Origin of the sequence: Stenotrophomonas sp. Y-13 (assembly GCF_046267925.1) — a bacterium.
Lineage (GTDB): Bacteria > Pseudomonadota > Gammaproteobacteria > Xanthomonadales > Xanthomonadaceae > Stenotrophomonas > Stenotrophomonas acidaminiphila_A.
This window is the reverse complement of the sequence record NZ_CP176501.1, coordinates 1374955-1392435: the sequence shown is the minus strand read 5'-3', so window position 1 is coordinate 1392435 and position 17481 is coordinate 1374955. Positions and strand designations below refer to the sequence as shown.

General features: G+C 66.6%; 14 protein-coding genes and 2 tRNA genes. 2 read left to right on the top strand and 14 right to left on the bottom strand.

The genetic code is table 11. From position 1 onward, the window contains the following. Nucleotides 1–22: 22 nt before the first annotated feature. The 8 genes from pheT to uvrB all read right to left on the bottom strand — a co-directional run bounded on the left by pheT (nt 23) and on the right by uvrB (nt 9827). Nucleotides 23–2404 (bottom strand): phenylalanine--tRNA ligase subunit beta, encoded by a 2382-nt coding sequence (pheT, locus tag ACJ7VY_RS06130; RefSeq protein ID WP_409476574.1) that lies wholly within the window; start codon nt 2402–2404, stop codon nt 23–25. A gap of 66 nt (nt 2405–2470) precedes the next feature. Next, nucleotides 2471–3466 carry a phenylalanine--tRNA ligase subunit alpha gene (locus tag ACJ7VY_RS06125; RefSeq protein WP_104938514.1) on the bottom strand — a complete coding sequence of 332 codons (996 nt, stop codon included), beginning with the start codon at nt 3464–3466 and terminating at the stop codon, nt 2471–2473. 356 nt (nt 3467–3822) lie between these two features. Next, a complete protein-coding gene (gene rplT / locus ACJ7VY_RS06120) occupies nt 3823–4182 on the bottom strand; it encodes a 50S ribosomal protein L20 (RefSeq protein ID WP_054664681.1) in 360 nt (119 codons plus the stop codon). Between the two features lie 11 nt (nt 4183–4193). Further along, nucleotides 4194–4391, bottom strand: coding sequence for a 50S ribosomal protein L35 (gene rpmI / locus ACJ7VY_RS06115; RefSeq protein ID WP_010342861.1), 198 nt, complete (start codon nt 4389–4391; stop codon nt 4194–4196). A gap of 285 nt (nt 4392–4676) precedes the next feature. Further along, nucleotides 4677–5201, bottom strand: a complete 525-nt coding sequence (gene infC, locus ACJ7VY_RS06110) for a translation initiation factor IF-3 (protein ID WP_225546736.1) — start codon at nt 5199–5201, stop codon at nt 4677–4679. Between the two features lie 66 nt (nt 5202–5267). Continuing rightward, a complete protein-coding gene (thrS, locus tag ACJ7VY_RS06105) occupies nt 5268–7172 on the bottom strand; it encodes a threonine--tRNA ligase (RefSeq protein ID WP_104938513.1) in 1905 nt (634 codons plus the stop codon). 418 nt (nt 7173–7590) lie between these two features. Continuing rightward, nucleotides 7591–7665 (bottom strand) — tRNA-Val (locus ACJ7VY_RS06100). A 146-nt stretch (nt 7666–7811) separates the two neighbouring features. Further along, complete coding sequence (uvrB, locus tag ACJ7VY_RS06095; RefSeq protein ID WP_409476573.1) at nt 7812–9827, bottom strand: excinuclease ABC subunit UvrB; 2016 nt, start codon at nt 9825–9827, stop codon at nt 7812–7814. Between the two features lie 228 nt (nt 9828–10055). On the opposite strand from uvrB, the gene ACJ7VY_RS06090 reads away from it, so the two are divergent. Both ACJ7VY_RS06090 and ACJ7VY_RS06085 read left to right on the top strand, forming a co-directional pair. Beyond that, nucleotides 10056–10565, top strand: coding sequence for a GspH/FimT family pseudopilin (locus ACJ7VY_RS06090; protein WP_313232883.1), 510 nt, complete (start codon nt 10056–10058; stop codon nt 10563–10565). Between the two features lie 81 nt (nt 10566–10646). Continuing rightward, nucleotides 10647–10723, top strand: a tRNA-Asn gene (locus ACJ7VY_RS06085). 98 nt (nt 10724–10821) lie between these two features. Here the strand turns inward: ACJ7VY_RS06085 and ACJ7VY_RS06080 are convergent. From ACJ7VY_RS06080 to ACJ7VY_RS06055, 6 genes are read right to left on the bottom strand one after another with little or no spacing between them, the layout of a single operon-like run. Beyond that, nucleotides 10822–11226, bottom strand: coding sequence for a type IV pilin protein (locus ACJ7VY_RS06080; RefSeq protein WP_409476572.1), 405 nt, complete (start codon nt 11224–11226; stop codon nt 10822–10824). A 2-nt stretch (nt 11227–11228) separates the two neighbouring features. After that, a complete protein-coding gene (locus ACJ7VY_RS06075) occupies nt 11229–14948 on the bottom strand; it encodes a pilus assembly protein (protein ID WP_409476571.1) in 3720 nt (1239 codons plus the stop codon). Nucleotides 14949–14950: 2 nt separating this feature from the next. Next, entirely contained in the window at nt 14951–15502 is a 552-nt protein-coding gene (locus tag ACJ7VY_RS06070) for a PilX N-terminal domain-containing pilus assembly protein (protein ID WP_409476570.1), read from the bottom strand. After that, nucleotides 15499–16359: a PilW family protein gene (locus ACJ7VY_RS06065; RefSeq protein WP_161613180.1), complete on the bottom strand. Its 861-nt coding sequence runs from the start codon at nt 16357–16359 to the stop codon at nt 15499–15501. The genes ACJ7VY_RS06070 and ACJ7VY_RS06065 overlap by 4 nt, the downstream gene beginning before the upstream one ends. Next, nucleotides 16356–16850: a prepilin-type N-terminal cleavage/methylation domain-containing protein gene (locus ACJ7VY_RS06060; RefSeq protein WP_409476569.1), complete on the bottom strand. Its 495-nt coding sequence runs from the start codon at nt 16848–16850 to the stop codon at nt 16356–16358. The genes ACJ7VY_RS06065 and ACJ7VY_RS06060 overlap by 4 nt, the downstream gene beginning before the upstream one ends. Further along, complete coding sequence (locus ACJ7VY_RS06055) at nt 16841–17320, bottom strand: GspH/FimT family pseudopilin (protein WP_409476568.1); 480 nt, start codon at nt 17318–17320, stop codon at nt 16841–16843. The genes ACJ7VY_RS06060 and ACJ7VY_RS06055 overlap by 10 nt, the downstream gene beginning before the upstream one ends. Nucleotides 17321–17481: the final 161 nt, after the last annotated feature.

Here is a 17481-nt window from a genome sequence, read left to right as displayed (position 1 = left end):
CCTGTTCCCTGCTACCTGTGCTTCAACCCCGGATCCTGGCGCCGTGTTCACGCTCGACGGCGGCCACCACGGAGGCGACCACGGCGTCCACGTCGCGGTCCGTCAGAGTGCGCGAGGTGTCCTGCAAAATCAAGCCCATAGCCAGACTCTTGAATCCGGGTTCGACGCCCTGGCCGACATAGCGGTCGAACAGCACCACCTCCCGCAGCAGGCTGCCCGCGGCTTGGCGGATGGTCGACGACAGCGCCTCCCACTCGACTGCTTCGGCCGCTACCACCGCCAGGTCGCGGCGCACCGCCGGGAACCGCGACAGCTCGCCGGCGCGCGGCAGCGCACGCGCCGCCAGCGGCTCCAGGTCCAGTTCGAACGCCAGCACCTCGACGTCGATCTCCATCGCCGCGGCCAGGCGCGGGTGCAGCTGGCCGATCCAGCCGATGCGGCGGCCGTCGCGGTAGACGTCGGCCGATCGCGCCGGGTGCGCGAACGGGTGCTGCGCGACCCGGAACTCGAGGCGTGCACCGGCAGCGGCCGCCAGCGATTCCAGGTCGCCCTTGAGGTCGTGGAAATCCACCTTGCGCGCCTTCTCGCCCCACTGCAGCGCCGCGGCGTCGCCGCAGACCGCGGCGGCGACGCGCACGGTCTCGCGCGGTGCCTGCCCGGCGTCGCCGGACTGCTGCGCGAACACGCGCCCCAGCTCGAACAGGCGTACGCGGCCGGCCTGGCGCGCGACATTGCGACCCAGCGTGGCCACCAGGCCCGGCAGCAGCATCGGCCGCATCACCGCCAGCTCCGCCGACAGCGGATTGGCCAGCGCCACGCGGCCGTCCCGCAGCGACCAATTGTCCAGCAGCTGTGCATCGACGAAGGCGTAGTTGATGGTTTCCAGCATGTCGCGCGCCAGCAGCTGGCGACGCACGCTCAGCTCGTCCAGGCGGGTTTCGCTGGGCATGGCGATGCGCGCCGCGCCGGCGGGCAGCGTGGTCGGGATCTGCTCATAGCCGTGGATGCGCGCAAGCTCCTCGATCAGGTCCTCCTCGATGGCGATATCGAAGCGCCGGCTCGGCGCGGTGACGCTCCAGCCGTCGGCTGCTGGCGCCACCCCCATGCCCAGCGCGCGCAGGATGCGCTCGACCTCGGCATCATCGATGCGGATACCCAGCACCCGCGCGATGCGCTCGCGGCGCAGCAGGATCGTGGCTGCCACCGGCAGGTCGGCTTCGCGCACCGCCTCGGTGACCGGCGCCGGCACGCCACCGGCCAGGTCCAGCACCAGGCGGGTGGCGTATTCGATCGCGATGCGCGGCAGCTGCGGATCGACGCCGCGCTCGAAACGGTGCCCGGCATCGGTGTGCAGGCCCAGCTTGCGGCCGCGGCCCATGATTGCCGCCGGGGCGAAGTGCGCGGCCTCGAGGAACACGTTGCCGGTGGCGTCGGTGACCCGGGTATCGAAGCCGCCCATCATTCCGGCCAGGCCGACCGGGCGGTCGGCATCGGTGATCACCAGGAAGCTGTCGTCCAGGGTCGCGTCACGGCCATCGAGCAGCTTCAGGGTTTCGCCGGCGCGCGAGCGGCGCACGCCGATGCCGCCCTTGAGCGTATCCAGATCGTAGGCATGCATCGGCTGGCCCAGCTCCAGCATCACGTACTGGGTGATGTCCACCAGCAGCGACACCGGGCGCACGCCACTGCGGCGCAGGCGCTCGGCCATCCACGAAGGCGTGGCCGCGCGCGCATCGACGCCTTCGATCACGCGGCCCAGATAGCGCGGCGCCTCGGCGCCGGCCTGCAGCGTGATGGCCAGCTCGCGCGTGGCCTGCGCCGGCACCGCGTCGGCGGTGAACGGCTTCACTTCGCTGCGGGTGGCGGCGGCGACGTCGAAGGCGATGCCACGCACGCTGAAGCAGTCGGCGCGGTTCGGCGTGAGCTTGATCTCGATGCTGGCATCGGGCAGGCCGAGGTAGTCGACCAGCGCCGCACCCACCGGCGCGTCATCCGGCAGCTCCAGCAGCCCGGAGGCGTCGCTGTCCAGGCCCAGCTCCCTGGCCGAGCACAGCATGCCGTTGGATTCCACGCCACGCAGCTTGGCCGGCTTGATCCGGAGTTCGCCGATCTGCGCGCCGACCAGGGCCAGCGGCGCGACCAGGCCCGGGCGCGCGTTCGGCGCACCGCAGACGATCTGCAGCAGTTCGCCCTGGCCCGCATCGACCTTGCACACCTGCAGGCGGTCGGCCTCCGGATGGCGCACCGCCTCGACGATGCGTGCCACCACCACGTGGTCCAGGCCCTGGCCCAACGCCGTCACTTCCTCGACCTCCAGGCCGATGGCGGTCAGCACCGCGCTCAGCGCGTCGCGCGAGGCGTCGGTGGGGACATGGCTGCGCAGCCAGTTTTCGGAGAATTTCATCGTTGCTCGATCCGTTGTGCGGGCCATCGCCCGCCGTGTATGCCTGTGGGAACCTGCTGCCGCGCCTCAGGCGAACTGGCGCAGGAAACGCACGTCGTTGTCGAAGAACGCGCGCAGGTCGTTCACGCCATAGCGCAGCATCGCGAAGCGCTCCACGCCCAGCCCGAAGGCGAAGCCGGTGTAGCGCTCCGGATCGATGCCGCAGTTGCGCAGCACGTTCGGGTGCACCATGCCGCAGCCCAGCACTTCCAGCCAGCGGGTGCTGCCGTCGGGCTGCTGCCAGGCGATGTCCACTTCCGCGCCGGGCTCCACGAACGGGAAATAGCTGGGGCGGAAGCGCATTTCGAAATCGCGCTCGAAGAACGCGCGCACGAACTCGCTCAGCGTGCCCTTGAGGTCGGCGAAGGTGGAATGCTCGTCCACCAGCAGGCCCTCGACCTGGTGGAACATCGGCGAGTGGGTCTGGTCGCTGTCGCTGCGGTAGACCTTGCCGGCGGCGATCATGCGCAGCGGCGGGCGGTGGTCGCCCATGTAGCGCACCTGCACCCCGGAGGTGTGCGTGCGCAGCAGGCGGCCGTCGCCGAAGTAGAAGGTATCGTGCATGGCGCGCGCCGGGTGGTGCGGCGGGAAGTTCAGCGCCTCGAAGTTGTGCCAGTCGTCCTCGATCTCCGGGCCTTCGGAGAGTTCGTAGCCCAGCCGGCCGAAGATCCCGGTGATGCGCTCCAGGGTGCGCGTGACCGGATGCAGGCCACCGCGCCCGCCATCGCGCCCCGGCAGGGTGACATCGATGCGCTCGGAGGCCAGGCGCGCGTCCAGCGCCGCGTTCTCCAGCAGCGCCTTGCGCTCGCCCAGCGCCGCCGACACCGCGTCGCGCGCCCGGTTGATCGCCTCGCCCGCCGCCTTGCGTTCGTCGGCCGGCAATGCACCCAGCTGCTTGAGCTGCGCGGTGATGCTGCCGCTCTTGCCCAGCAGGGCGACACGCAGGTTTTCCAGGGTTTCCGGATTCTGCGCCGCGGCCACGTCGGCCAGCGCCTGGGCGGTCAGGGATTGGATGTCACTCATGGATCGACGGATCTCGGATGGTCGCCTCACGCGTTCCGCACCGGGGGACATCCCGGAGCTCCCGGCCCTCTCCCGGCGGAAGAAGACTGAGGTGAGGGCACGAGCGCATCCTAGCGTAGTCGGATTGCCCGGACGCCGACGCCGGATTGCATTCCAATCCGGCGCGGCGACGCGTTCAACCCCGCGACTGCCGCGGGCTCCTGCGGCGCGCCCTCATCCGCCCCTCGGGGCGCCTCCTCCCACGGGAGAAGGGAACGGCCAAGCTGGAAAAAGAAATGGGGAAGGACTTGCGCCCTTCCCCATGCATTGCCTCATTCACCACCGCCGCGGGTGGACCGCGCCGGCAGGAGAAGGACTTATGCCGCCAGCGCGCTCTTGGCCTTCTCGGCCAGCGCGGCAAAACCCGCCGCGTCGTGCACGGCGATGTCCGCCAGCACCTTGCGGTCCAGGGTGATGCCGGCCTTGAGCAGGCCGTTCATGAAACGGCTGTAGCTCATGCCGTTGATGCGGGCAGCCGCATTGATGCGGGTGATCCACAGCGAACGGAAATTGCGCTTCTTCTGCTTGCGGCCGATGTAGGCGTACTGCTGCGCCTTGATGACCGCCTGCTTGGCGACGCGGAAAACCTTGCGGCGGGCATTGTAGTAGCCCTTCGCCTGGCTGATGATCTTCTTGTGGCGGCGGCGCGCCTGCACACCACGCTTAACTCGTGCCATGGTTCAGTTCCTCAGAGGTAGGGCAGCATGCGGTCCAGACGGCCTGCGTCTTCCGCGCGGACGTGGTTCGTCTGACGCAGGTTACGCTTCCGCTTGGTCGCCTTCTTGGTGAGGATGTGGCTACGGTTGGCGTGGCCAGCCTTGTACTTGCCGGAAGCGGTCTTGCGGAAACGCTTGGCCGCCGCCCGGTTGGTCTTGATCTTGGGCATTGCTATGTCCTTGATGGTCTCTTTTTACTGGCCGGGCGGTGGTCTGGACCACGCTTTCCATCCTTGCCCTTGCCTGCTTGAAGCCCGCGCTCCCGATGGAGGCAGGCAGGTCCTGTTGGGTGCTGCAAACAACAAACCCGGCGAACCGGGCCGCCCATTATGCCCCGGAGCCGGCGCACATGCAATCGCAGGCGACCGAGGACCCAGGCACATGAACGCGGGACGGGAAACCGGGATTACCCCCTCCCCATCCACCGGCACGGCGGCGGCCAGGCCGCGGCGCCGTTACTTCTTCTTCGGCGCGATCATCATGACCATCTGCCGGCCTTCCAGGCGCGGGCGCGATTCGATCACGATGTCCTCGCCCAGGTCCGCCTCGATGCGGCCGGCCATTTCGCGACCCAGTTCCTGGTGGCTCATTTCACGGCCACGGAAGCGGATGTTGACCTTGACCTTGTCGCCTTCCTCGAGGAAACCGCGCATCTTGCGCAGCTTGATCTGGTAGTCGCCCTCGTCCGTGACCGGACGGAACTTGACTTCCTTGATCTCGACCTGGCGGCTCTTCTTCTTGGCCTCGTTGGCCTTTTTCTGCTGCTCGAACTTGAACTTGCCGAAGTCCATGATCTTGCAGACCGGCGGATCGGCCTGCGGCTGGATCTCGACCAGGTCCAGGCCCTCATCCTCGGCCATCGACAGCGCTTCGTCGCGCGTCAACACGCCGATCATCTCACCGTCGCTGCCGATCACGCGCACGCGCGGCACGCGGATTTCGTGGTTGCGACGATTCTGCTTGTTGTCAGGGGTACTGATATTGCAATCTCCGGATGGAATCGAACCGGCCCCGGCGGAGCGTCCGCGGGGACCGGGGCTGGATGCTTACTGCCTGTGTTCCGCCTGCAGGCGTTCGATGAAGGCCTGGAGCGACATGCTGCCCAGATCCTCGCCCGAACGGGTGCGTACCGCCACCGCGCCGTTCTCCTTCTCGCGGTCGCCGACCACCAGCAGATACGGCACACGCTGCAGCGTATGCTCGCGAATCTTATAGCCGATCTTCTCGTTCCGCAAATCGGCGGTGACCCGGAACCCTTGCTCCGCAAGGGTTTTGCGAACCTGCTGAACGTATTCAGCCTGGGCGTCGGTGATGTTCGCCACCACCACCTGCACCGGCGCCAGCCAGGTCGGGAACGCACCGGCATGGTGCTCGATGAGGATGCCGATGAAGCGCTCCATCGAGCCCACGATGGCCCGGTGCAGCATCACCGGGTGCCGTTTCTGGCTGTTTTCGTCGACGTATTCGGCACCGAGGCGGCCCGGCATCATGAAGTCCACCTGCATGGTGCCCAGCTGCCAGGTCCGGCCGATGGCGTCCTTCAGGTGATACTCGATCTTCGGGCCGTAGAAGGCACCCTCGCCCGGCAGTTCCTGCCACTCCACGCCACAGCTGGACAGCGCCGAACGCAGGGCGTCTTCGGCCTTGTCCCAGGTGGCGTCGTCACCCAGGCGCGATTCCGGGCGCAGCGCGATCTTGATCTGGATGTCCTCGAAGCCGAAATCGGCATAAACCTTCAGTGCCTGGGCGTGGAACGCGCGGACCTCGGACTCCACCTGCTCCTCGGTGCAGAACACGTGGCCGTCGTCCTGGGTGAAGCCGCGCACGCGCAGGATGCCGTGCAGCGCGCCGGACGGCTCGTTGCGGTGGCAGGCGCCGAACTCGCCGTAGCGGATCGGCAGGTCGCGGTAGCTGTGCAGGCCCTGGTTGAACACCTGGATGTGACCCGGGCAGTTCATCGGCTTGACCGCGTAGGTGCGCTTCTCCGACTCGGTGAAGAACATGTTGTCCTGGTAGTTGTCCCAGTGGCCGGACTTCTTCCACAGGCTCACGTCCAGGATCTGCGGGCAGCGCACCTCACCGTATCCGCTGCTGCGGTAGACGCGACGCACGTACTGCTCGACCACCTGCCACAGCGCCCAGCCCTTCGGGTGCCAGAAAACCAAGCCCGGCGCCTCTTCCTGCAGGTGGAACAGCTCCTGCTGCCTGCCGATGCGGCGGTGGTCGCGCATCTCGGCTTCCTCGATGCGCTTGATGTAGGCCTCGAGCTGCTTCTTGTCGGCCCAGGCCGTGCCGTAGATGCGCTGCAGCTGCTCGTTCTTGGCGTCGCCGCGCCAGTAGGCGCCGGAGATGCGGGTCAGCTTGAACGCCTTGAGGAAGCGCGTGTTGGGCACGTGCGGGCCGCGGCACATGTCCACGTATTCCTGGTGGTAGTACATGCCCATGGCCTGGATGTCGGCGGGCATGTCCTCGATCAGGCGCAGCTTGTAGTCCTCGCCGCGGGCCCTGAAGATCTCGACGACTTCCGCGCGCGGCGTCATCTTCTTGATCACGTCATAGTCCTGCGCGATCAGCTCGCCCATGCGCTTCTCGATCGCAGCCATGTCCTCGGGCGTGAACGGGCGCTCGGAATAGATGTCGTAATAGAAGCCCTCGGCGATGACCGGGCCGATCACCATCTTCACGTCCGGGTACAGCTGCTTGACCGCGTGGCCGACCAGGTGCGCGCAGGAGTGGCGGATGATCTCCACGCCCTCCTCGTCCTTGGCGGTAATGATGCGCAGCGCGGCGTCGTGGTCGATGACGTCGCTGGCATCGACCAGCACGCCGTCGACCGCGCCGGCGATGGTGGCCTTGGCCAGGCCGGCGCCGATGGACTGGGCCACGTCCATGACGCTGACCGGATTTTCGAACTGACGGATGCTGCCGTCGGGGAGAGTGATGTTGATCATGGCTTCACCTGGGTGGGGGCCCGCCGGTCGCGGCGGATCGCGGAGCACGCGATGCGGGAACGCGCCTGCGGAAAACCGGGGCAATAAAAAAGCGCCACGAAGGCGCCTGCTGCAGGGCCGTGGCGGAATCTGGCGTCAGGAGTCGGTAGTGCTCATGTCGCACGCTCGGCCGGCGTTTCCGCGGGCCACCTTTTCCGGAAGGAGGTCGGGCACGATGGTAAACCAATCGCGGCCATTTCGCCTCATCCCGCTCACCCGCGCGCAACGGCGCCGGCAGGACGCCACACGCCCTCGCGACGAGCAGCAGGAGAACCGGGCAAGGCAGGCCGGGAGACCGGCTGCCGGCGCACCACGCGAGCGGACGACGGCCACAAAAAACCCGGCATCTGCCGGGTCATTGATCCACCCCTTACCGGAGTGGTGGGCGGTACAGGGTTCGAACCTGTGACCCCTACCATGTCAAGGTAGTGCTCTACCGCTGAGCTAACCGCCCTTCGCGTCGCAATCAATTGCTTGCTGCGAGGGCGCGTATCTTATGCCAGCGATGCGGGGAGAGCAACAGGTTTCCGGAAAAATTTTCACATCGCCCTGCCCGCGCCGTTTTCCGCAGCCGCCGCGCCATGGCAGCGCCGCATCCGCTCACCCCAGGCTCGCTTCCTTCAAGCGGCGGATCTGGTCGCGCACCCGCGCCGCGTCCTCGAACTCCAGGTCGCGCGCGTGCTGGTACATCTGCTGCTCCAGCACCTTGATGCGGGCCGCCGCCTGGGCTGGATCGAGCGCCCCGTACTCGGCGTCCGGCTCGGCCACGCGGCGGGCCTTGCCCTTGCCACCGGACTTGGCCGCCCCCTCCTCGTGCGCGCCCTCGAGGATGTCGGTGATCGGCCGCGCCACCGACCTGGGCACGATGCCGTGCGCCTCGTTGTGCTCCACCTGCTTCTGGCGGCGACGGTCGGTCTCGTCGATCGCCGCCTGCATCGAGCGGGTGATCCTGTCGGCATAGAGGATCGCCTTGCCGCGCAGGTTGCGGGCGGCGCGGCCGATGGTCTGGATCAGCGAGCCGGTCGAACGCAGGAAGCCCTCCTTGTCCGCGTCCAGGATCGCCACCAGCGAGACTTCCGGCATGTCCAGGCCTTCGCGCAGCAGGTTGATGCCGACCAGCACGTCGAACTTGCCCAGGCGCAGGTCGCGGATGATCTCCACCCGCTCCACCGTATCCACGTCCGAGTGCAGGTAGCGCACGCGGATGCCGTGCTCACCCAGGTACTCGGTGAGGTTCTCGGCCATGCGCTTGGTCAGGGTGGTGACCAGCACGCGGTCGCCCATGCGGATGCGCTCGTGGCACTCGGACATCAGGTCGTCGACCTGGGTGGCCACAGGCCGGATCTCGACCTGCGGGTCGACCAGACCGGTCGGGCGCACCACCAGCTCGGTGATCTCGTCGCCGGATTCACGCAGCTCGTAGGGCCCGGGGGTGGCCGATACATAGATGCTGCGCGGCGAGCGCGCCTCCCACTCCTCGAACCGCAGCGGGCGGTTGTCCAGCGCCGACGGCAGGCGGAAGCCGAACTCCACCAGCGTCTCCTTGCGCGAACGGTCGCCCTTGTACATCGCGCCGATCTGCGGAATGGTCACGTGCGATTCGTCGATCACCAGCAACGCGTCCGGCGGCAGGTAGTCGAACAGGGTCGGCGGCGGCTCGCCGGCGGCCTTGCCGGTCAGGTGCCGGGAGTAGTTCTCGATGCCGCTGCAGTAGCCGACCTCGGCCATCATCTCCAGGTCGAACTGGGTGCGCTGCGCCAGGCGCTGCGCCTCGACCAGCTTGTTCTGCGCATACAGCTGCTCCAGCCGCTCCTTCAGCTCGAGCTTGATCGTCTCGATCGCCGCCAGCACCCGTTCACGGGTGGTGGCGTAATGGGTCTTGGGATAGATCGTGTAGCGCTGCATCCGGCGCAGGCCTTCCCCGGTGAGCGGGTCGAACATGCTCAGCTGCTCGACCTCGCCGTCGAACAGCTCGATGCGCACCGCCTCGCTGTCCGATTCGGCGGGGAACACGTCGATGACCTCGCCACGCACGCGGAAGGTACCGCGCTGCAGCTCGTACTCGTTGCGGGTGTACTGCAGCTGGGTCAGGTGGTTGATGAGGTCGCGCTGGTCGATGCGCTCGCCCTTGGACAGGATCAGCCGCAGCGACAGGTAGTCCTCGGGCGCGCCGAGGCCGTAGATCGCCGACACCGTTGCCACCACCAGCGCATCGGGCCGCGACAGCAGGGTCTTGGTGGCGGCGAGCCGCATCTGCTCGATATGCTCGTTGATCGAGCTGTCCTTCTCGATGAAGGTGTCCGAGGCCGGCACGTAGGCTTCGGGCTGGTAGTAGTCGTAGTAGCTGACGAAGTACTCGACCGCGTTGTGCGGGAAGAACGACTTGAACTCGCCGTACAGCTGCGCCGCCAGCGTCTTGTTCGGCGCCATCACCAGGGTCGGCCGCTGGATCTGCTGCACCACGTTGGCGATGGTGTAGGTCTTGCCCGAGCCGGTCACGCCCAGCAGGGTCTGCTTGGCGATGCCCGCCTCGAAGTTGGCGACGAGCCTGGCGATGGCGGCCGGCTGGTCGCCTGCCGGCGAATAGGGCGATACGAGCTGGAAGCGGTCGGACATGGCGGCGCCGGCGGTATGGACCGCCAAGTATAGCCAGCGCACGGATGACGGCCGGCTGAGGATGTTTCCCATGCCAGCTGGCCCCTGCGGCCGATTCCCGACATCGTCGCCACCATCCAGTCTGGCTGCAGGCGCGCCGCGCGCCGCTCCATGGGAAAGCCGGACATGGCCTGGACGCCCCTCATCCCACCCCCTGCCCCATCGCGCCCGCACCCGCACCCGCGGGGCATGAGCCTGGTGGAAATGCTGGTCGGCGCCTTCATCCTGGCGACCCTTGCCCTCATCGCCTTGCCGTCCATGGACGGCCTGATCGAACGGCAACGCACCCGCGCGGCGACCTACGCGCTGCTCAACAACCTCGCCCTGGCCCGCCTCACCGCGGTCAGCAGGCGCAGCACCGCCGCGCTCTGCCCCTCCACGGATGGCATCACCTGTGCGCGCTCGACCGACTGGAGCAGTGGCTGGCTGTTGTTCCTCGATCGCGACGGCAACCGCCAGCCCGATACCCCGGGCGACATCGTGCGGCAGGACATTCCCCCGGCGTCGCACCACCTGCGGGTGGTCAGCTCCGCCGGACGCAGGCAGGTCCGCTACCTGCCCGACGGCCGCAGCGCCGGCAGCAACCTGACGTTTTCGCTCTGCAATGCCAAAGGGCAGTTGCTGGCAGCGGTCATCGTCAACAACGCCGGCCGCGCACGAAGCGAACGCCCGAAGACGCCGCGGGCCTGTCCAGGCTGAAGCGTGCTCCGCCGAAAGCGGCCCGATACGGGCACCGGGGACTTGCATGCCCCTGCGGCGCTGCGTAGAATGCGCCTCCCCGCCCGAATAGCTCAGCCGGTTAGAGCACTTGACTGTTAATCAGGGGGTCGTTGGTTCGAGTCCAACTTCGGGCGCCAGATAAATAAAAAAGCCTGCGATCACTCGCAGGCTTTTTTATTTATCTGGCCGACTTCCCTGTCGGCCCACACTCCCCCGCACGTGCCACGCTGCCGGATTACCAGCAGCCAGGGCTGCTGGGGGATTTCACGCCCAGCTGGTTGATGCTCAACGTCCCGCACGAATCACCCGACTGGGCGCCCTTCGGGGCGGCGGACACTGTGTATGTCCGTGCCTGGACCTGCCTTTGCAGGCTGTAGTAACGCAGCGCGTCGCTATCGCACGAAGCGGTCAACGCGGCGATATTCGGTGCAGCCGCGTAGCTCAGGTCGGTCGTGTATACGCGCTCCAGCCTCTGCGCCACCGCCGCCGCACATGCCGCACCGGCCGCCCGGCGCGTCTTGCGCACGTGGTTGTTGTAGCTGGGCAGCACGATGCTGGCCAGTATCGCCAGTATCGCCACCACCACCATCAATTCGATCAGGCTGAAGCCGGATTCCCGGGCATATCGTTCACTCTTCATTCTCAATCTCCCTTCAGGTCGCGCCACGACACCCGCTCCCAACGCGGTGGTTTAACCGGCAGGGCCTGGATCTCACCATTGCTGCCCGCCACCAGCATGACGCCACGCATCACGTTCGGCAGGGTAGGCATGCCCACGCCTGCATCAACCGAGCCGACCGGCAGGCCACTTACCGTATCGTCGGTGCCCGCGTTTTTGTCCAGATCGAAATACGAGCTGGCGGCGCTGGTGCCGGTGAAGGCATCCAGCGCATTGACGTAACCGCGACCATCGGCGTCACAGGCATTGCCGGTGGGTATCATGCTGGCGGTGATCAGGTAGGTGGAAACCACCTGGGCATCCTGCACGATCCGCTCCCCCGCATCGGGCAGGTCGATATACCAGCCCTTGGAGCTGATGGGCAGGCTGGTCCTGCCTTCGAAGGCGCGCACCGGGTACCCACTCGATGTGCCCGACGTCACCTGGACGGTGCGCCGGGTCAGGTCGGAACGACTGACTGCAGCGCCCGAGTCGATGAAACCGTACATGCTCTGCACGCTGACGTTGCTGGAATCCGCGTCTTCGGTGGTGAGGTAGCGGCCGGTACCGAAGAATATCCAGCGCTTGTTGGTCCACGGGTGCGTCGCGACAGTGACGCCGGCACTGATCGGCTGCGCCTTGCCGGTCGCGTCCTGGGCCGTGAACAGCCGGGTCGCGGTCCAGGCAGCAGACGAGGTATCGGTCAGGTCGAACTTCCACACGTTGCCGAGCATGTCACCGGCATACACGTACGCCAGGGTCTTGCCATCGGGACCATAGACGCCGGTCGGCGCGGAAAGGCCGTTGGGCGCGGCTGACGAACCCGCGCCGGTGTCGATCTCGCGGATGACGGCGCCGGTCTGCGCGTTCATCACCACGAGCACGGCACGGTCGTGACTGCTGTTGACGCCATTGCCGAAAACCACCGCCGCAGCGCTTGTGCCCTGGACATTGGACAGGATGGGCCTGCCCAGCACCTGGCCCATGTTGCCACCGGGGGTGTCCTGACGTTCCCACAGAGCCACGCTCGTCGCGGTGGCCGACGCCGGTGCGGATACATCAAGCGCAAAGAGGCCCTTGCCTCCCCTGCCCAGGCTGCCCACCAGAATGTTCTTGTTGGGCGTCAACGCGCGCTCGGTGACGACCACCGGACCATCAACGAAGAACTTGTGCGAATAATCACCCCGGCTCAGGGTGGCGAGCTGGGTGAAATTGATGATGCGGGGCACATAGGCGAACAGCTCCTGGCCGCTGGTGCCATCGAAAGCATGCAGCATGCCGTCGTTGGCGCCCACGTACAGGGTATTCGTCTCCGGGACGTAGAACGGGGAGGAGCCGACGATGTCACCCAACACGGTACTGGGCCGGTTGCGCAGCAGGCCACCATTGCGCTCCTCTCGACTGGTGTCTCCCTTGATGTATGCGGCGTTGTCCGCCCCGGTCACCGCGTAGTCGGCCGGCCCACCCACGCGGGCCAATGCCGTCTGCTGACTGGCCGTGGGAAAAGTCGCACCTGCATCCGTCGTGGTGGAAGTAAATACCTTGCGGGCCGCCAGCGACGGGATGCTGGACGTCCAGCCCGCACCGAGGCCATCACGCGTTACCGGCTGCCCCTTCACGGTGCCGGTCCAGGTGCCGGAGACGTAGCTGGCGCTGAACACCCTGGAGCCTGCATTGAGCGATGCGGAGTTGGTGGCGACGTTGGAGAACGACCCGGTGCGCTGGGCGATCGCCGCAAGCGCCTTGCCCAGGCCGGCGGTGAACTCGGACGGGCTGGACGCGGACACGAACTGGCCATGGCCGTTGACCGCGGCGTGCAGCAGATCGTCGATGCGTCGTGCGTTGTCCGTGCCCGGGTTGGAGGTATCCGGGTCCGGCCAGGCCGGGTTGGCGGGTACGCTCTCAACACTGGACCAGCCCATGGTGGTCTTCAGGCCGATGGAGATACCGAACGTGACCATGTGCTGCCAGAACGCGGGATCGGCGTCGGTCGTCGGCACATTGTTGTTGTCCGGCCGGGTCGTGTTCCCCATGTAGTCTTCGGTGCGCAAGTCCGTCCTCCAGTACCTCATCGCCACGTCGGCCAGGGTCCTGGAATAGCTGTCGCTGAACGGCGCGGCCGGCGTGTAGGTATAGGTCTTGCCCTTTGGCCCCTTGATCGTGCTGCCACTGGTGCCGTCGGCGTTGCCGCTGTCGACCGTGGAGTTGTTCCAGTACCCGTCGGTGGTCAGGATCGCGAAGTTCTGCCGGCAGGAAAGCTGGTCGCTGCCCGCCTCCGGGCCATACGGACCGCTCGAATCGGAGCGGCTGAAGTAGGTGCCGGCGTCGTCCAGCGCCTGCTGCAGTGGCGTGCCGCTCTGGGCGCCGGCGGCGAACAGGCGGTTGTACCAGGTGGAACGGGAGGTGGTGTTGGTGCTGCCGGCCACGCTGGGATCGGCCACGTTGTTGACGAAGCGCCCGTCGTTGCCATCGCGGACCGGGATGTCGAACGTGTTGCGCCCCCAGATGGTGCGGAACCCGACGCGCACCTTGCTGTTCAAGGGGCTGAAGGCTTCGGCGGCACCAGCCTTGGCCGCCTTGGTGCGGGTGCGGTGATAGGAATACCACGTGGCGAAGTTGGCCTTCTCGTCCGCCACCGTATTAGATGAGCTGGTGCGCGATGCAGGCAGCCCATCGGTACAGTCAACCCAGCCGTAACCGCTATTCTGACCATCACAACTGTTAGTGGTGTAGCGCTGAGCAGAAATCTGGTAGCTGGCGTCATTCTTTGTGGCGCGCTGTACGCTTACCTTATATTGACCTGCGACAGCGCTTGGTACTCGGCAGAATCCGGAACTATTGGGCGATGAAACGCCCGTGCACACAGTGTTGCCAGAGGGATCATAAACCCAGTAATCAATGGTCTGGGAATTTTTGGAGCTGGTATTGCCAATGGTGATCTCGAGCACCACGCCAGCAGCTATGGAGGCCAGCCGGTTGTCGACGACCGTGTTGTTGGAAAGGGTGCCGGTGGCCGTATTGCTGCCCCCCACCTGTACCGTCTGCCTGGCGGTGGTCACCACCGCGCCATAGACGCCACGCCGGATCCCCCCGTTGCCGGGCAGGATCTGGTAGCGGTAGTAATTGGACACGCTGGAGAGATAGGACGCACTGGTATTGGCGGTGTTCTGCGGCACGTAGAACGTCTGGATGTTGGCCGACAGATCCTTCGAACCGCCATTGGTCCCGGCGCCGGAATGCGTCACCACGAGGCCATCGCTGTAGACACCCGTATAGCTCATGCCGCCCGTCAGCCGATTGCCATCGGCATCCATCCACGGCTTGTAGGTCACCGCCGGGTTGTAATACAGCGTGTTGGTCGCATAGCTCTGCATGTACAACTTGGAGTTGTCCAGCGTCTCGCTGGTGACGCTGGTACCCGTGGACACACCGTCGGCATCGGGCCGGCTGCTGAACGAGCCAGGGCCAGTGATCTGGGTGACATCCTGATTGTTCATGTTGCGCCAGGCCATCGACCCCGAGTCATCCAGGATGAACAGGATGTTGGGGGCGACGCGCGCCGCCGTGGTCAGCGGGTCATCGGGAATTACGATGCCGGCGTTGACCGGCAGGGCCAGCATGCTGGCCAGGAACGCGGCAGGACCCGCCCACCACTGGCGCACGGCCGGCTGCGACGTCCCATGCTTGAAATGCTTGCGCTTCATGATCATTGCCCCGGCGATGGAGTACGACTGGCGACAGTGGCCTGCAGCAGTACATCCGCCCGCCCGGCGGAACGACTGCGTGCGGTGATACGGAAAAGCGGGCTCTTGCAGTCCGGCGGCAGCGGGATGCTGTCGCAGTTCCCCTTGTAGCCGGGGCCGACGCCCAGGTACTCGATCCAGTACTGCGGCGGCGCAGCCAGCCGGGTGTCGTATGTGCCCGCGGGCAGGTTCGCCCAGACCGGGCTGGCGCCGGTCGGACAGACGCTGGTGCCGGTGCAATCGGCAGCGGCCGGGATCGTTCCCGCCTCCCAGGCGGAATTTCCGGCCAGCACGACGTCCTGCGCATAGCGCAAGGCCGTTTCGGCGCCCTGGAAGGCGAGGCTGCGGTCGCGCATGTTGGCGCTCATGCGCTCCTGCATGGCCGAACTGCGCAGGATCGCGATACCCAGCACCGAAAGTATCAGCAGCAATATCATCACCACCAGCAAGGTGATGCCCTGCTGCGCCCGGCTCGCCGCCAGGCCGGGGCCGCCCGCGCCGATGGAAGGACTCATAGCGTACGACTCCGGAGACTGAAGATATTGGAGGAATTGCGGGTCAGCGCACTGCCATCCACGTCACGCCCTTTGAGCACCATGTCCGCACGCACACTGATCACGGAGGACCAGTCGGCGGGCGTGGCCGTATAGCTGGTGCCCCCTTGCTGCAGGTACGAGAAGGCGATCGACTGCACGCCATCGGTGACTTCCTCAGCGGCACCGCCGAAGCGCGAGACGTAGAGCGAATTGCCACCACGACCATTGGCGGCCACGAACCAGCGCGCGCTGCGCAACCGCCCCACCACCACGGACGAGGGTGGCGCGTATCGGTCATTGCCCGGGTTGTAGCCGCCCGGCAGCGCGGCGAACCCGAGGGTGCTGCTGCTGACGCTCGTGGCCTGCACCACGAAGCTCTTGCGCGCGTTGCACAGCAGCAGCCAGTCGCCCACCTTGAACTTGTCCGTGGCATCGGACACCTGCGTTGAATCCAGGGTGACCGAGGTGGCGGTGGAAGCGGTGACCTTGTAGGCCGCATCCTCGCCCGAGACCACGGTCAACTGGGTGGCGTTACCGGTAATCGGAGTGTCGCGGAACGCGTTGGACTGGGCGCCGGAGGTTTCCACAACCGAGGCCGTGGAACACGCCGAACCGCCGGCCGAGCGGATGTCCTGCGACATCACCTCGAAGGCAACCCGCGCGCTCTCCTGGATGCGGTTCAGCCCTTCATTGGCACGGTACGAGTTCTGATTGGACTGGAACACGACGAATGCCGCACCCAGCACCAGCAACCCCAGCACCAGCGCGATCATCAGTTCGATCAGGCTGAAGCCGCCCGAATGCCGGCGACCCGCACGGTAAGCAAAGCGGCTCATATGCGCACCTCGGTGGCCACCTGGCGGGTACTGCTGCCGCCGGCGCGCTGGTCGTCCCACTGCACCGTGATCCGGAAACGATTATTGCCCAGCGCCTCGATCCTGCCGCAGGTGCTGCTATCGCCGACCGTGCCGATGGTGCGCTTGAGCGCGTTGATCCAGGCCGCCAGATCGTTCTGTGCCAGGCTTCCGCCGGACCCTGCGGTACAGGTCATGGCCATCGCATAGTTGCCCGCATTGAGCCGGTTGGCGCGCATCGCCTCGGCGATCGACGTGGTCTGCATGACCGCCTGGCTGCTCTCCAGCGAGCCCTGCCCGCCGCGCAGCGCGAGTGCCTGCATCGCGGCGATGCCGAGCAGGCCGACGCCGAGGATCAGCACCGAGATCATGACTTCCAGCAGGCTGACGCCACGCTGCTGGCGGGGAAACCGCCGCCCTGGCGATCGGCGTGGACCGTGGACCGGACCGCGAACAGCGCTGTTCATGGACATGCTCCAGCTCCGTTATGCTTGCTGGTGGTGACTCCGCCGCCGACCATCATGGTCACGACGCGCTGGTTGTCGCCGACGCTGCTGACCGGCAGGCAGACCGTCATGCTGGCCTGCGCATCGAGCAGGCCCGTCGGGCGGAAACGGATGCCGGCGGCCGGCCCGGCGACCTGCATGCCGCCCGTGACCGACGAATCGCGGATCACCTCGTCGCTGCCACTGGTAGTGTCGCGACCGGTCACGATCCACCGGCTCCAGTCGGTCGTGTTGGCGCAGCTCGTACCATTGTCGCTGCCGCATACCGTGACCGCCGCATTGCGGCGGATGGCCTCCGAACGCGCCAACTGCAGGGCGGTGACCAGCTCGGTGGATGCGGCGCTGAGGCGATTGGCGGCGATCAGCCCCTGCATGGCAGGCACGGCGATCGCGGCGATGATCGCCAGCACGGCGACCGTCACCATCAGTTCGATCAAGGTGAACCCCGCCCCTGCCGATGGCCGCGGAGTTCCAGCATCCCGTCGCGACATGACACTCCCCATGATTGTCCGGCCCGACAGTAAGCCCTGCAAGCGCTCCGTTCCATACAAAGGCGACGAGCGGACCGATCACGGGCGCCAGCGGTAGCCCGCGCTGG

Bases quoted from the DNA above. Each gene is read 5' to 3' on its own strand.
- uvrB (WP_409476573.1), bottom strand. From the start codon at position 9,827: ATGTCCGACCGCTTCCAGCTCGTATCGCCCTATTCGCCGGCAGGCGAC.
- pheT (WP_409476574.1), bottom strand. From the start codon at position 2,404: ATGAAATTCTCCGAAAACTGGCTGCGCAGCCATGTCCCCACCGACGCC.
- ACJ7VY_RS06070 (WP_409476570.1), bottom strand. From the start codon at position 15,502: ATGAGTCCTTCCATCGGCGCGGGCGGCCCCGGCCTGGCGGCGAGCCGG.
- ACJ7VY_RS06065 (WP_161613180.1), bottom strand. From the start codon at position 16,359: ATGAGCCGCTTTGCTTACCGTGCGGGTCGCCGGCATTCGGGCGGCTTC.
- ACJ7VY_RS06080 (WP_409476572.1), bottom strand. From the start codon at position 11,226: ATGAAGAGTGAACGATATGCCCGGGAATCCGGCTTCAGCCTGATCGAA.
- rpmI (WP_010342861.1), bottom strand. From the start codon at position 4,391: ATGCCCAAGATCAAGACCAACCGGGCGGCGGCCAAGCGTTTCCGCAAG.
- rplT (WP_054664681.1), bottom strand. From the start codon at position 4,182: ATGGCACGAGTTAAGCGTGGTGTGCAGGCGCGCCGCCGCCACAAGAAG.
- ACJ7VY_RS06090 (WP_313232883.1), top strand. From the start codon at position 10,056: ATGAGCCTGGTGGAAATGCTGGTCGGCGCCTTCATCCTGGCGACCCTT.
- ACJ7VY_RS06075 (WP_409476571.1), bottom strand. From the start codon at position 14,948: ATGAAGCGCAAGCATTTCAAGCATGGGACGTCGCAGCCGGCCGTGCGC.
- thrS (WP_104938513.1), bottom strand. From the start codon at position 7,172: ATGATCAACATCACTCTCCCCGACGGCAGCATCCGTCAGTTCGAAAAT.
- ACJ7VY_RS06125 (WP_104938514.1), bottom strand. From the start codon at position 3,466: ATGAGTGACATCCAATCCCTGACCGCCCAGGCGCTGGCCGACGTGGCC.
- ACJ7VY_RS06060 (WP_409476569.1), bottom strand. From the start codon at position 16,850: ATGTCCATGAACAGCGCTGTTCGCGGTCCGGTCCACGGTCCACGCCGA.